Annotated in this window: 11 protein-coding genes and 1 riboswitch; of the genes, 7 read left to right on the top strand and 4 right to left on the bottom strand. The window is 71.9% G+C overall.

What is annotated here, in order from left to right; genetic code table 11:
• Positions 1-138: 138 nt before the first annotated feature.
• The 3 genes from AC0AIB_RS19600 (at position 139) to AC0AIB_RS19610 (ending at position 4691) form a co-directional block, all read left to right on the top strand.
• Positions 139-2256 carry a HelD family protein gene (locus AC0AIB_RS19600; protein WP_328344034.1) on the top strand — a complete coding sequence of 706 codons (2118 nt, stop codon included), beginning with the start codon at positions 139-141 and terminating at the stop codon, positions 2254-2256.
• Between the two features lie 196 nt (positions 2257-2452).
• Positions 2453-3367, top strand: coding sequence for a cation diffusion facilitator family transporter (locus tag AC0AIB_RS19605; protein ID WP_328344033.1), 915 nt, complete (start codon positions 2453-2455; stop codon positions 3365-3367).
• A 132-nt stretch (positions 3368-3499) separates the two neighbouring features.
• Positions 3500-3631: riboswitch (cyclic di-AMP (ydaO/yuaA leader) on the top strand.
• Positions 3632-3635: 4 nt separating this feature from the next.
• Entirely contained in the window at positions 3636-4691 is a 1056-nt protein-coding gene (locus tag AC0AIB_RS19610; RefSeq protein ID WP_465097206.1) for a coiled-coil domain-containing protein, read from the top strand.
• 115 nt (positions 4692-4806) lie between these two features.
• On the opposite strand, the gene AC0AIB_RS19615 is transcribed toward AC0AIB_RS19610, so the two are convergent.
• Both AC0AIB_RS19615 and AC0AIB_RS19620 read right to left on the bottom strand, forming a co-directional pair.
• Positions 4807-5274: an SRPBCC family protein gene (locus AC0AIB_RS19615; protein WP_328344029.1), complete on the bottom strand. Its 468-nt coding sequence runs from the start codon at positions 5272-5274 to the stop codon at positions 4807-4809.
• Positions 5275-5380: 106 nt separating this feature from the next.
• Positions 5381-5743: an STAS domain-containing protein gene (locus tag AC0AIB_RS19620; RefSeq protein ID WP_328344026.1), complete on the bottom strand. Its 363-nt coding sequence runs from the start codon at positions 5741-5743 to the stop codon at positions 5381-5383.
• A 332-nt stretch (positions 5744-6075) separates the two neighbouring features.
• On the opposite strand from AC0AIB_RS19620, the gene AC0AIB_RS19625 reads away from it, so the two are divergent.
• Positions 6076-6219 (top strand): hypothetical protein, encoded by a 144-nt coding sequence (locus tag AC0AIB_RS19625; protein ID WP_465097207.1) that lies wholly within the window; start codon positions 6076-6078, stop codon positions 6217-6219.
• A gap of 206 nt (positions 6220-6425) precedes the next feature.
• Complete coding sequence (locus tag AC0AIB_RS19630) at positions 6426-6824, top strand: hypothetical protein (protein ID WP_328344023.1); 399 nt, start codon at positions 6426-6428, stop codon at positions 6822-6824.
• Positions 6825-7465: 641 nt separating this feature from the next.
• On the opposite strand, the gene AC0AIB_RS19635 is transcribed toward AC0AIB_RS19630, so the two are convergent.
• Both AC0AIB_RS19635 and AC0AIB_RS19640 read right to left on the bottom strand, forming a co-directional pair.
• The gene (locus tag AC0AIB_RS19635; RefSeq protein ID WP_465097208.1) at positions 7466-10201 is read right to left on the bottom strand and encodes a cellulose binding domain-containing protein; all 2736 of its coding nucleotides are present in this window, start codon (positions 10199-10201) and stop codon (positions 7466-7468) included.
• A gap of 176 nt (positions 10202-10377) precedes the next feature.
• Positions 10378-12357 (bottom strand): hypothetical protein, encoded by a 1980-nt coding sequence (locus tag AC0AIB_RS19640; RefSeq protein ID WP_465097209.1) that lies wholly within the window; start codon positions 12355-12357, stop codon positions 10378-10380.
• A 187-nt stretch (positions 12358-12544) separates the two neighbouring features.
• On the opposite strand from AC0AIB_RS19640, the gene AC0AIB_RS19645 reads away from it, so the two are divergent.
• Both AC0AIB_RS19645 and AC0AIB_RS19650 read left to right on the top strand, forming a co-directional pair.
• Positions 12545-13042, top strand: a complete 498-nt coding sequence (locus AC0AIB_RS19645; RefSeq protein ID WP_328344020.1) for a redoxin domain-containing protein — start codon at positions 12545-12547, stop codon at positions 13040-13042.
• The gene (locus AC0AIB_RS19650) at positions 13039-13587 is read left to right on the top strand and encodes a DsbA family protein (protein WP_328344018.1); all 549 of its coding nucleotides are present in this window, start codon (positions 13039-13041) and stop codon (positions 13585-13587) included. The genes AC0AIB_RS19645 and AC0AIB_RS19650 overlap by 4 nt, the downstream gene beginning before the upstream one ends.
• Positions 13588-13590 lie beyond the last annotated feature (3 nt).

Here is a 13590-nt window from a genome sequence, read left to right on the forward strand (position 1 = left end):
GCGAGGCGTGGAGGTCGCCAGGGGTGGCGGAGGTCGCGGGGCGGGTATCGGCCCGACGCGGGCGGGCGGCTGCCCGTACCCTCATTCCGCCTGGCACGCACCCGTGCCCGGCGTCGCCGTCGCACAGGAGCCCGTACGTTGACCGACCAGATCACCCTGGAACAGGAGATCGCCGCCGAGCAACGGCATCTCGACCGGGTGTACGCCCGGCTCGCCGAACTGCGCCGCGCGGCAGTCCGCGCCGAGCGGGACGGTTACCGGCTGGCCCGGGTCGGCAACTTCGGCGCACTGGTGGAGCGGGACGCCATGGTCTTCCACGCCGCCCAGCGCCGGCACATGTTGGACGCGGAACACGAGGGGCTGGTCTTCGGCCGGCTGGATCTGCGGGACCGGCAGGTGCTGCACGTCGGCCGGCTCGGGGTGCGCGGGGAGAACGCCGAGACGCTTGTGGTCGACTGGCGTGCTCCGGCCGCCGCCGCCTTCTACCGGGCCACCCCGGCCGACCCGCTGGGGGTGGTGCGGCGGCGCACCATCAGCTCGTCGGCGGAGAAGGTCACCCGGATCGAGGACGAACTGCTCGACCCGGAGGCCGCGCCGCCGGACATGCCGGTGGTCGGCGACGGGGCGTTGCTGGCCACCCTGTCCAGGGCGACCGGGCGGGGCATGCGGGACATCATCGCCACCATCCAGCGGGAGCAGGACGAGGTGATCCGCTCCCCCGCGGCGGGTGTCACGATCGTCTCGGGTGGGCCGGGCACCGGGAAGACGGCGGTGGCCCTGCACCGGGCGGCGTACCTGCTCTATGCCGACCGCAGCCGGTACGCCGGCGGCGGCATCCTGGTGGTGGGTCCGTCGGCGGTCTTCGTGGAGTACATCGCCTCGGTGCTGCCCTCGTTGGGCGAGGAGACCGCCACCCTGCACTCCCTGGGTTCGCTGTTCCCCGGGATGTCGTCGACCCGTACCGACGAGCCCGAGGTGGCGGCGGTGAAGGGTTCGCTGCGGATGCGGCGGGTGCTGGAACGGGCGGCCCGGGACGCGGTGCCGGACAGCCCTCAGCAGCTGCGCCTGCTCTACCGGGGTGCGTTGCTGCGGTTGGAACGGCAGGAGCTGGACCGCATCCGGGACCGGGCGTTGCACCGGGGCGCCCGCCGTAACGAGGTGCGCCGCGCCGGCTTCGACGGGGTACTCGCCGCGCTGTACACGCAGGCCCGCCGGCTGGCCGTCACCGGCCTGCCCGAGCAACGCGCCTTCGAGGACGAGATCATCGACCGGCCGGAGTTCCGGGAGTTCCTCAAGGCGTGGTGGCCCCGGTTGCATCCCCGGCACGTGCTGGGTTGGCTGGCCCACCCGGATCGACTGCACCGGTACGCGACAGGCATCCTCTCCCGGGCGGAGATCGCGTTGCTGGTGAGGGCGTACCGGTCGTTGGACACCGAGGGGTTGACGGTGGCCGACGTCGCCCTCCTCGACGAGCTGGACGCCCTGCTGGGCAAGCCGGTACGCCCGAGGAAGGCCAACCGGGATCCGTTCCAGCTGGCCGGCGGGGTGCGGGAGCTGAGCACCTTCGGTGAACGGCAACGCGCCGCCCGGGCAGCGGACCGGGAGCGACCGGAGGACTACCGCGACTACGCGCACGTGGTGGTCGACGAGTCGCAGGACGTCTCGCCGATGCAGTGGCGGATGGTCGGCCGGCGCGGTCGGCTCGCCTCCTGGACGGTGGTGGGCGACCCGGCGCAGACCGCCTGGACGGGCGACCAGGAGGAGCTGGACCGGGCCCGGGACCAGGCGCTGGGCCGGCGCCGTCGGCACCGGTTCACGCTCTCCACCAACTACCGCAACTCCGCGGAGATCTTCGCGGTGGCGGCGGCGGAGATCCGCCGGCTCTACCCCGACCTGGAGCTGCCGAGCGCGGTGCGGTCCACCGGGGTGGACCCGGTGGCGCTGAACGTCCCGGCGACGGAGCTGGCCCCGGCGACGCTCGACGCGGTGGACGCGTTGCTCGCCGAGGTGGCGGGGACGGTCGGCGTGATCACGCCGGTGCCCCGCCGGGACGAGGTCGCCGGCTGGTTGGGCGACCGGGGCGGGGCGCGGCTCCAGGTGGTGAACAGTCTCCAGGCCAAGGGCATGGAGTACGACGGGGTGGTGCTGGTCTGCCCCGGCGAGATCCGGGCCGATCCGGGCTCCGGGGTACGGACGCTCTACGTGGCACTTTCCCGGGCCACCCAGCGCCTCACCACCGTCGAGCCGACGGGCTGATCCACGGGCTGACCCGCCGGCAGCCGGTCCCGACCTCTCGACGCGGCCCGGGACCGGCCCGCCCTGTCCGCGACCGGCCCGGCCCGGGCCGCCCACGCCTGGCCCCCACCTGGCCGGCTGCCGGGCTGTCACTTGCACACATAGCGATGTGAGCATAGATTGGATCGGGTTCGCGGCGGCGACGGAAGGTGTGGACGTGGGCGCAGGTCATGACCACAGCGCGACGATCAGCAACGCCGCACACCGGCACCGCGGCCGGCTCTGGGCGGCGTTCGGGCTGCTCACCGTGCTCATGCTGGTGGAGGCGGTGGCCGCCTTCGGCACCGGCTCACTGGCGCTGCTCTCCGACGCCGGGCACATGTTCACCGACGTGCTCGGCATCGGGATGGCGCTGGCGGCGATCACCGCCACCCGGCGGGCCGAGCGGGATCCGCAGCGCACCTTCGGGCTCTACCGGTTGGAGGTGCTCGCCGCGCTGGCCAACGCCGTCCTGCTCAGCGGCGTCGCCGTCTATGTACTGATCGAGGCGGTACGCCGGTTCGGCGAACCGGCCGAGGTGCTGGCCGGCCCGATGCTGGTGGTGGCGGTGCTCGGCCTGCTGGCCAACCTCGTCGCGTTCGGCCTGCTGCGCGAGGGCGCCAAGGAGAGCCTCAACCTGCGCGGGGCGTACCTGGAGGTGGTCGGCGACCTGCTCGGCTCCCTAGGGGTGATCGTCGCGGCCCTGTTGATCGCCGGCACCGGCTGGTGGTGGGCGGACCCGGTGGTCGCCGTGGCGATCGGCGTGTTCATCCTGCCCCGCACCTGGCGACTCGGGCGGGCGGCGGTGCGCATCCTGGTGCAGGCCGCCCCGGAACACCTCCAGGTGACTGCCGTGCACGACCGGCTGACCGCCGTACCCGGCGTCGCCGAGGTGCACGACCTGCACGTCTGGACGCTCACCTCCGGGATGGACGTCGCCTCGGCGCACCTGACCATGGCCCCCGACGCCGAGGTCGGCACCGTGCTGGCCGCCGCCCGGGAAGCCCTGCGGGAGGATTTCCACATCGAGCACGCCACCCTGCAGATCGAGCCCGGCGCGGCCCCCGGCGCCTGCGGCCCGACCCACTGGTGATTAGCTTTTTATCCCATTCAAACCTTTTAGCAGTATTCACTCTCGTACCCTCAGTCACGAGGTAGGCAAGTGTCACACGCGTACCGGTAGGCTCGGCTCCGGCCTCCGCCAGGCGGCGCCCACCGGCGCCGGCGGTGGCCGCCGCCTAATCGCCCACCAGGGCGAACCGGGGAACCATGTTCCTGGGGTGCATCCGCGTCAGCGGTAGGGATCTTCCGTCCCGAACCCGTCAGCTAACCCGGTCGGCGGCTGACGGAAGGACATTCGCATGCACGTACGCACCACCACGCGGCTACTGGCCGCAGTCGTCACGGCACTCGCCCTGGGCGTGTCGTCCGCGCCGTTCACCCCGGCCGTCGCCGCGCCCGTCACCCGGCTCGCCGCTCCCGGCGACGACGAGGGCGGCACCCCGGCACTGCGGGACCAGCTGGACGCGGCGAGCAAGGGCTGGGTCGACGCGAAGGCCGCGCTGGAACGCTCCACCAAGCGCCAGCAGGAGTTGGACGGCCAGCTCAAGTCCATCGAGGCACAGCTGGTCGTGCAGACCGGCAAGGTCGGCGAGATCGCCGGCGCGGCCTACCGCACCGGCCGTCTCGGACCAATGTCCGCCCTGCTCAACAGCAACAGCCCGGGTGGCTTCCTGGACCGCGCGGCGGCGCTGGAGACCGTCGCGGCCCGGGAGGACCAGGAACTACGCACGATGATCGAGACCCGGGACCAGGCCACCCGGACCCGGGCCGCCGTGAGCCGGGAGATCACCGAACAGCGCAAGCAGGTCGCCACCATGGGCAAGCGCAAGGAGCAGGCCGAACGCGCGCTGGCGGTGGCCGCCGCCGACAAGCCGACCCCCACCTCCCGGGACTCCGGCAGCTCGGACGGCACGTCCAACAGCAACGCCAAGGGAGCAGCCCGCAACTCCGACGGTTCCTGGCCGTCCGAGTCGTGCAGCGTCAACGACCCGACCCCGGCCAACGGCTGCATCACCCCGCGTACGCTCAACGCCCTCCAGCAGGCCAAGGCGGCCGGTTTCACCAGGTACGTCTCCTGCCACCGGCCCAGCGGTTCCGGTGAGCACCCCAAGGGCCGGGCGTGCGACTTCGCCGCCCAGAAGAACGGGTTCGGCGGGGTGGCCAGTGGCGGCGACCGGACGTACGGCAACAACCTGGCCGCGTACTTCATCCGCAACGCCGACCGGCTCGGCGTGCTCTACGTGATCTGGTTCAAGCGGATCTGGCTGCCGAGCAGCGGATGGAAGTCGTACAGCGGGGGCAACGGCGACCCGTCCAGCGACCACACCAACCACGTGCACCTGTCGATGATCTGAGCTGTCCCGGTGGCCCGTCGGCAACGGCGGGCCACCGGAACTGTCCCGCCCTGGGATCGCCGCCCCCAGGTCACCGGCCCGCCCAGCCGACCGCCGGCGCAGGTTGCCGGCCCGCTCAGCCGACCGTCGGCGCATCGCCGGGGCGGCCGTCCAGCGCCGCCCCGAGCCGGCTGGCCAGCCCCAGGTGGGCGGCGCGGGCCTGTCGGAAGGCGTAGCCGAACAACGGCGCCGGCGCGGCCAGGGTGATCTCGACGTCGATGCGCAGCAGGTCACCCTCCACCCGGAGCCGGGTGTGGTTACGGACCGTGGTGCCGGGCTGCTGCCGGGCCACCGTCACGACCTCGTCCGCGCCGACCAGCAGGACATCGGCCTGGTAGGTGACCGGGAATCGCAGCGGCCCCAACTCCAGCCGGTCGGTGATCGCATAGCTGGCCAGGGCACCCGGCCGGGCCGGTAGCCGACGCACCCGGACGATCAGGGGATGCAGCTCCTCCTGCCGGGACAGGTCGCTCAGCAGCGCCATCGCATCCGCCTGTGAGCAGCGCGCCTGCACCGTGTAGCTGAAGCTCTCCCGCCGGACCACCGGGCCTCCTGACCGTCGTCGGTCGCCCGATCGTGCCGTACCGGAGACGGACTGGCAACGTCCCAGCTCGCCCGGCAGCGGACGGTCGGCCTACCCGCTGCCCGGGTCAGGCGCCCGGCAGCACCTCGGGGGTGGCGGCACCGGCGAAGTACGGCTCCGGGGCACCGAAGAGACCGAGCAGGCCGGTGACCCAGAGCTGCCGGTGTACGAACCGGCTCGGCTCGGTGACGATCAGCTTGACGCCACTGACCTCGGCGGTCTGGAACCCGGCGACCATCGCGCTGATCCCGACGGAGTCGATGAAGGTGACAAGTCGCATGTTGAGCTCGATCCGCGCGGGCCGGCCCTTGGCCAGCACCTCGGCGATCGACTCACGTACCTCGTAGGCGGTGTCGACGTCGATCTCGCCCCGCGGGGCGATCTCGATGACACCGGCCGGCAGAACCGACTTCACGATCGACAGGCTCACGCGAGCACCTCCACTCGCCCGTCCCCGGGCGCCTCATCAGTACGCGGGCCGCGACCGAGAGTATTCCTCCGATGGCCTCGGTCGCCACCCCTCGGGATGAGCAATTCGCGGATCCGGACGGACCGGACCGTCCTTCCCCGTACCTTTGCTGGTCCCGTTCTTTCCGACGGACGGCGCAGCTCGGCCGTTCCAACCGTCCCAGAGTAGCGGTCCGGGTCCACCCCGGGCCGAATCCGGCAGCTCGGGCGAGCCTCGCCCGGCATGGCGGTGCAGGTTGTGGCCGGTGCCTAACCTGGGCGAGAGATGGGTCACCACGACGGAGGGACGGATCCATGATCAAGAGACTGCTCGGCCTGGCCGGGGTCGGCGCGCTGCTCGCTCTCGTACTCGCCTGCGGCTTCGGCGGCGGGGGCGACGACGATGACGACGACGGTGACGATTTCGCCCGCGCGACGTCCGTCGTCATGGTCCGCTAGAAACCGGCTCTACGCGCTGCCCGAACCGGGGTTTGCGATCCGACCGGCCGGGGCACTGCTCGATGGACAAGGCGGAACCGCTCGGTGACGAGGCGGCACCGCTCGATGACCGGCCGGACACCGGCCGGTCCGAGGACCGTCCCGCGCCGTAGAGACGAAAAGTCCGAAGTGGCCGCAGACTTCGGCACCCGAGGAGGTAGGACACGATGTATGGCAGCAACCTTCTGGAGCGCCGCAGCAAGCCCGAGCGGATCGCCGACCAGGCCTGGCAGCACCTGCTCTCGGCGGTCGACTCCGCCGGCGACAGCGTTCGTGACGCCGCCAGGTCGGTCCGCAGCTCGGGCCTGGCCGACGCCGGCGACATGGTCGGCTCGACCGCCGACGAGGCACGCCGTCGGGCGACGCTCGCCTTCGACGCGCTCGCCGGTCGTCGTCCGGCCCTGCCCTGGACCCTGCTGATCAGCGCGGCGCTGGTCGGTGCAGCGATCGGCTGGGCCGCCGGCACCGCCGCACGGGCCGCCGGCAGTGGGGGTGACCGTGCCGCCGACGACATCGAGTTCGTCGACGTGGACCGGCCCAACTCCCCGGTCGGCCTGGACGACTGACGCATTCCCGCAGGCCCCGGTCACGCCCCTCGGCGTCGACCGGGGCCTGCCTCGTTCCCCACCCCACCACCCGGCCCGCGCGCGACCACACCCACCCGCGCTTGGCGCTCCCCACCCGAGCACCCTCGCTGGTGCCCCCCACAACATCCATGTTGTAGTGGCATCCCCCAGCCACGAAGCCACTACAACACGGACAACACCGTTGCGTTAACGCCATGGGCGGCTGGTCAACCCGGGACAGGAAGTGCCCGATCGGGGAGCGGGGTGGGCCCGCTTGGCGATCATGGAGTGGTGGTGCCGACCTTGGGAGCTTTACGGGCGTTCTGTCACCCACCACAACTCCATGATCGGCGAGGCAGCGGCGGTTGACGAACAGCCGTTCCACCTAACGCAACGGTGTTGACAACATGGATCGAGCACGATCTTGGGCCGTGTTGCGCGGGCAGGAGCAGGAGCAGGAGCAGGAGCAGGAGCGAGGAGAAGGAGCGAGGGCTAGGGCGAGGGCGGAGCCCGCGCCCGACACCGCAACATCACCTCAAGCGAGTTGATCAAGGGCCGCGACAGGGCGTAACGGCGAACATGCCGCCGGCTCCCCCGGAGGATCGGGGGAGCCGGCGGGTGGGGCAGGTGGGGGTACGTCGTCAGCGACTGGTGCAGGTCAACGCCGGAACGGTGTTGCTGCCGGTGACGTTGGCGGTGAAGCCGATGCTGGCGGTCGCACCGGCACCGAGCGCACCGTTCCACCCGGCGTCGCGTACCGAGACGGTCGCTCCGGTCTGGGTGTAGGTGCCGCCCCAGAGCGAGTTGATCGTCTGCCCGTTGGCGAACGTCCAGCCCAACGTCCAGCCGGCGATCGCGCTGGTGCCGGCGTTGCGTACCGTCACCTCACCCTGGAAGCCACCGGGCCACGACCCGGTCACCTTGTACGTCGCCGCGCACCCACCGGTCGTCGGCGGCGGCGTGGTGGGCGGGGGCGGCGTGGTGGGCGGGGGCGTGGTGGGCGGCGGCGTGGAGGGCGGAGGGGTCGTCGGCGGGGGCGTGGTGGGGGTGGTCGGGGTCGGGGTGGGGGTGCCGCCGAGCCGGTCGGCGACCAGGATGCCCCGGCCGTTGGTGCCCAGGTAGACCCGGCCGTAGACCCTCGGGTCGCCGGTCAGCGCCTCGCCCGCGTTGCCGTACTGGTGCTGGTCGTCGTTGATCCGCACCCAGGCCGCGCCGGCGTTGTCGGAACGGTAGACACCGGCCTTGCCGTCGACGGTGCCGAAGGTGAACACCGCCGGGTACGTCTGCCCGGGGGCGGCCTTGCCGAAGCCGACGTTCACCGCCGCCGTCACGCCGGCCAGCTTGGTGAAGGTGGCCCCGGAGTCGGTGGAGTGCCACAGCCCACCCTCGCCGGCCAGCCAGATGTCCCCCTCCTTGCCGGGTACCGCCTTGAACTTGACGGTGCCGGTGGCGGGCAGGCCGGTGGCGGCGGAGGCGTTGAAGCTGGCCCCGCCGTTGCTGCTGACGTAGAACTTCCCGCCGCTGAAGCCGTAGAACTTGTTCTTGTTGACCCGGTCGGACTCGACCACCGCGTTGGCCGGGATGCCGGTGGCGGCGGTCCACGAGTTGCCGAACCCGACCGAGCGGATCACCTGCTGCCCGGCGTCACCGGGGGCCCAGACGAACTGGCTGCCGTCGGCGGCGGCGGCGACCGTGCCGCCGTTGTTGACCCCGCCCGGCTCGCTGCCCTGGAACCAGTTCGCCCCGCCGTCGGTGGAGAACGCGATGTGGCTGTCGTTGGGGCGGTCGGCGTCGGTGAAGTTCCCGGCCCGGACCATCGTCGCCGGGGTGGACTCGGCATAGTCGAGGCTGGTGGTGCTGGTGAAGACCGGCTGGGTGAACAGCATCGGCGGCACCGCGTCGAGGTCGGTGTGCCGGAATCCGCCGATGTCGCCGAGCCCGCTGATCAGCGGCGCCCCGGTGGGCGGGCTGATCAGGTCGAGCACGGCGGTCTCCTCCAGCCCCTTCACCATCGGCTTGATGGTGAACTGGCTGCCGGTGTCCCACTTGGTGAGGTCGGTGCTGCCGTAGATGGTCGCGCCGGTGCCGTACATGAAGCGGTTCGAGTCGAACGGGTCGATCTCCACCGACTCGTTCATCCAGCCCAGCTTCGGGGTCTCCTCGGGCGGGGCCGGGTTGGCGCCGAAGGTCAGCCACGGCACCGAGCTGATGTCCATCTTGAATTTCTTGGTGCGGTCCGGGTAGCTGCCGAACTCCCAGATCCGGGTCCAGGTCGCCCCGCCGTCGGTGCTGCGCCAGAAGATCGCGTCCGGCCACCAGGAGATCTGGGTGGCGACCATCAGGGTGTTCGGCTTCTGCCTGTCGATGGTCAACCCGGAGTAGCCGAAGTAGGCGTCGCTGCTTGACGACGGGATCGGGCTGATCTGCGTCCACGCGCCGGTGGCCCGGTTGAACTTCCATACGTCACCCTTGCCCCCGTCGTACGGGCCGCCGGTGTCGCTGGTGGCGATGTAGAGGAAGCCGCCGACCGGGTCGACCACGCCCTTGTGGGCCAGGTAGCCGGTGGGCTGGCCGGCGATCCGCTCCCACGTGGTGCCGCCGTTGGTGGAGCGGTACACCGGGTTGGCCTTGTCCGCCACGCCGACGTAGATGGTCTGGGTGGCGTTGCCGGCCGTACCTGTGCTCTTGTCGAAGGTGACCCAGGTCAGACCCTGGTTCTGGCTCTGGTAGCCGGTGGTGTCGTTGGGGTCGGCCCGGTAGTTGCCGACGTTGGGGAAGTTCGCCACCTTGGCCCAGGTGGCCCCGAAGTCGGTGCTGCGCCACAGGCCGTTGCCGCCCTCGGCGCCGTAGTAGAGGACGCTGTTCTTGTTGGGGTCGACGGCGAGCCGCTCGCCCATGCCCCGGCCGGGCATGTTGCCGCCGTTCTTGAACGGCAGCGCGGTGGCCTGCCAGGTGGCGCCCTTGTCGGCCGAGCGCAGGATCGCGCCGTTGTTCGGGTCCCAGTCGTTTGTGTACATGCCGACGGCCGCGTACACCCGGTTGGTCTGCACCGGGTCGGTGGCCAGGCTGACCACGCCGTTGTAGCCCCACTTGTCCGCGCCGACCCAGTCGAGCAGCGGCGTCCAGGACTGGCTGGCCTGCTCCCAGCGGTACGCGCCGCCGATGTCGGTGCGCGCGTAGATCAGGTTCTTCTCGGTCGGATTGAAGACGATGCCGGGGACGAAGCCACCGCCGTCGATCCGGACGTTCTTCCAGCTGTACGGGTCGGCCGCCGCTGCGGCGGCCGGGATGGTCGGTGCGACGGTGAACTGCACGGCCACGACTGCCGTGGCGGCGGCCAGCACGGTGGTTACCGCGCCGACGAGACTTCTCCGCATCTGCGGTTCCTCTCGGGAATGCCAGGGTGAGGGTGCGACGCCCCAGGAGGGACGTCGACGGGTGCGAAGAGCTGCCCTGGCTCCCCGCCGGCACGCTTGGCTCCCGCTGCCGAAGAAGAGTTCAACAGTAACCGCTGCGCCGCCGAATTAGGAAGCGCTCCCAACTAACTCGGCCATCAGAGCCGGTAGAGGACGTCCTCACCGACCATCTCGCGACTGATCCCCAGCCCGTCCACCGGTCGGGCCGCCACGTCCGCCCACGGGGTGCCGGGCGCCCAGCCGGGCAGCAGCACCACCGTGCGCACCCCGATCTCCCGCAGGTACGCCACCGAGGTGACGTCCGGGAAGGTCATGCTCACCGCCCGGATCCGCTCCTGGGACTGCGGGGTGAACGAGGCGAGCCCGTTGACCACCTTGGGGAACCCGTCAGTGGACCAGAGCATCACGTGCAGCTCCCGGATGCCGTCGCTGGGCAGCACCAACGCCGGGCCGGTCAGCCCGCGCAGCGCGGCCGGCTGCTCCGGCGTCGGCACGTGCGGGGTGCGGTTGACCCCCTCCAGCAGGACCAGCACCAGCGGCACCACCAACGCCAACCGGGCCAGTCGGAACGGCCTACCGCCCTGGTCCACGGCCGGCTTCCGGACCACCTCCGGCTCTGCCGCCGGCTCGGACCACGCCGCCGACCGCAGCACCGGCCGCGATGCCGACCCCACCTCCACCGGCACGGCCGACTCCTCCGGCACGGCCGACCTCGCAGGCACGGCCGGCTCCACCGGCACGGCCGGCTCCCCGGTCGGCCCCGGCTCCGCCACCTGTTCCCCGGTCGGCCCCGACCCCGACCCCGGTGCCGGTTCCGGGTCACGCTCGGCCCCGGTCGCCGGCTCGCGTACCGTCAGCGCGCCGGCGGCGAGCAGGCCGAGCAGCAGGGTCGTCCACAGCACCAACCGGCCCGGGGTGCGCACCCCGTCCCAGCCGGGGGCGTGCTCGACAAGCGTCACGTAACCGGGGTCGCCGTCACCACCGAACGTGGTGCCCGCCGCGAGCGCCACGCTGACCAGCGCCGCACCGGCCAGCATCAGCCGGTGCCGCAGCCGCCACGCGGAGAAGAAGATCCCGGCCATCGCCAGCGACAACAGCACCACCCCGGGCAGCAGCGTCATCTCACCGGGGAAACCGAGGGTGGCGCGCGCCGCCTCGTGCCGCTCGCCCCACAGCCAGGACTCCGGCGGCGCGGTGACGAAGCCCCGCCACGGTGGGGAGAACATCTCGATCTGGGCCACCGTCCGCCGACCGGACGGGTTGCGGGCCACCACCTCGAAGTACGGCGCGGCCATCGCCAGGGTCACCCCGGCGAACCCGATCCCGCCGGCCAGGTCGGCCAGGAGCAGGCCGCGCGGCACCGCCGGCCGGACCCGCCGCCGCCACCACACCACGCCGTACGTCACCGCGCCGCCGAGGCAGAGCAGTCCCAGCACGTACGCGAAGGGCAGGCCGATGCCGAAGCCGAGGGTGACCTGCCAGGCGGCGACCGCCCACCCGGCGACCACCCAGCCGGGACGGACCCGGTCGGGTCGGTGGCCGTGCCGCAGCGACCAGCCGTGCCCCCGGGCCAGCATGGCCAGTGCGAGGGCGATCCCGCCGATGCTGAGCACGTGCAGGTGCCCGGCCTGGGCGAGCTTCCACGGGGCGTACGCGAAGGACACCCCGGCGACCGCCGCACCGGCCCGGCCTGCCCCCACCTGCCGGGCCAGCGCGTACGCCCCGAACAGGGCCAGCGCGTGGGTCAGCACGTAGAGCAGGTTGTAGCGCACCACGGCGGCCACCGGACCGTCCCCGATCATCCCGAACGGGGCGTACCCGAGCAGGGTGTCGGAGTAGGCGTAGGTGTAGGGCTCGGGATAGAACGTGTTGGAGTGCCAGACCTGGAACGGGTTGGTGAGCAGTGCGTGCCCACCCCAGGCCACCTGCCACGCCTGGAGCGTCGGGTCACCGGTGTCCTGCGGGATGGTGCTCGCCGGGTCGCGCAGGGTCGGCCAGGTCAACGCCACGGCCAACAGCAGCGCGGCGAGCGCCGCCAGGGTCCACTCGTGCCGGGCCAGCCGCCACGACACACCCGCCAGCCGGCGGCCGAAGATCCGCATCCGATCGACGTCCATCTCTCCACCCCGTCCTTTGCCGTCCGTCAGACTGCCCGACTCCGATCCCGTTGTCGACACCGGACCGCGCCCGAATATCGACACCGGGTCCGATCCGGCGGTCCGAATCCGATCCGGCGGCGGACGGCCCGGGACCATCCGGGCCGGGTGAGCCGCCCTCACCCGGTCCGGCGGGAAGGTGGGCGGCATGACTGGATCCGATGGGCTGATCCAACCCGGGAGCCCGGCCCCCGAATTCACCCTGCCGGCCACCCCGGACGGGCGACGGACCGGACCCGGCCAGTTCCGTGGTCGGCCGGTGGTGCTCGCCTTCTACCCCGCCGACTGGTCCCCGGTCTGCGGCGACCAGATGGCGTTGTACCAGGCCGCGATGCCGGAGTTCGAGCGGTACGACGCGGCGGTGCTGGGCATCTCCGTGGACAGCCTCTGGTCACACCGGGCCTTCGCGGAGGCCAAGGGGGTCCGGTTCCCGTTGCTGGCCGATTTCGAGCCCAAGGGCGAGGTGACCCGTGTCTACGGGGCGTACACCCCGCAGGGGCAGGCCGCTCGGGCCCTGGTGGTGGTCGACCCGGCCGGGACGGTGGCCTGGAGCTACCTCTCCCCCGCCGAGGTGAACCCGGGGGCCGACGGCATCCTCGACGCATTGGACCGCCTCGGCACCGAACGGCAGGTGATGACCCGATGAGCACCCCGTTGCAGGTCACCGCCCGACTCCGGGTGCCGGTGACCGAGATCGACCACATCCGCGGGCCGGCCGACGCACCGGTCACCATCGTGCAGTACGGCGACTTCCAGTGCCCGTTCTGCGGGGCGGCGTACCTGAATCTGGTGGAACTGCTACGTCAGCGCCGGGACACGGTCCGGCTGGTCTACCGGCACTTCCCGATCACCAACCTCCACCCGTACGCCGAGCAGGCGGCCGAGGTGGCCGAGGCGGCGGGCCACCGGGGCCGGTTCTGGGAGATGCACGACTGGCTCTACGAACACCAGGACCAACTGGACCCGGTGCACCTGTCGCTCGGCGTCGAGCAGGTGGGTCTGCCGCCGGACGAGATCGGCACGGAGATCGACCGGCACGCCTACGGCGACCGGGTACGGCACGACTTCACCGGCGGCATCCGCAGCGGGGTGAACGGCACTCCCACCCTGTTCGTCGACGATCACCGCCACGAGGCCGGATTCGACCTCCCCACCCTCCTCACCGCAGTAGACACCACCCCCACCCCCTAACCC

This window comes from Micromonospora sp. DSM 43699, from assembly GCF_055517075.1.

Coding starts and splice junctions, on each gene's coding strand:
- AC0AIB_RS19610 (WP_465097206.1), top strand. CDS start 3,636: ATGCACGTACGCACCACCACGCGGCTACTGGCCGCAGTCGTCACGGCA.
- AC0AIB_RS19625 (WP_465097207.1), top strand. CDS start 6,076: ATGATCAAGAGACTGCTCGGCCTGGCCGGGGTCGGCGCGCTGCTCGCT.
- AC0AIB_RS19630 (WP_328344023.1), top strand. CDS start 6,426: ATGTATGGCAGCAACCTTCTGGAGCGCCGCAGCAAGCCCGAGCGGATC.
- AC0AIB_RS19635 (WP_465097208.1), bottom strand. CDS start 10,201: ATGCGGAGAAGTCTCGTCGGCGCGGTAACCACCGTGCTGGCCGCCGCC.
- AC0AIB_RS19640 (WP_465097209.1), bottom strand. CDS start 12,357: ATGGACGTCGATCGGATGCGGATCTTCGGCCGCCGGCTGGCGGGTGTG.
- AC0AIB_RS19645 (WP_328344020.1), top strand. CDS start 12,545: ATGACTGGATCCGATGGGCTGATCCAACCCGGGAGCCCGGCCCCCGAA.
- AC0AIB_RS19650 (WP_328344018.1), top strand. CDS start 13,039: ATGAGCACCCCGTTGCAGGTCACCGCCCGACTCCGGGTGCCGGTGACC.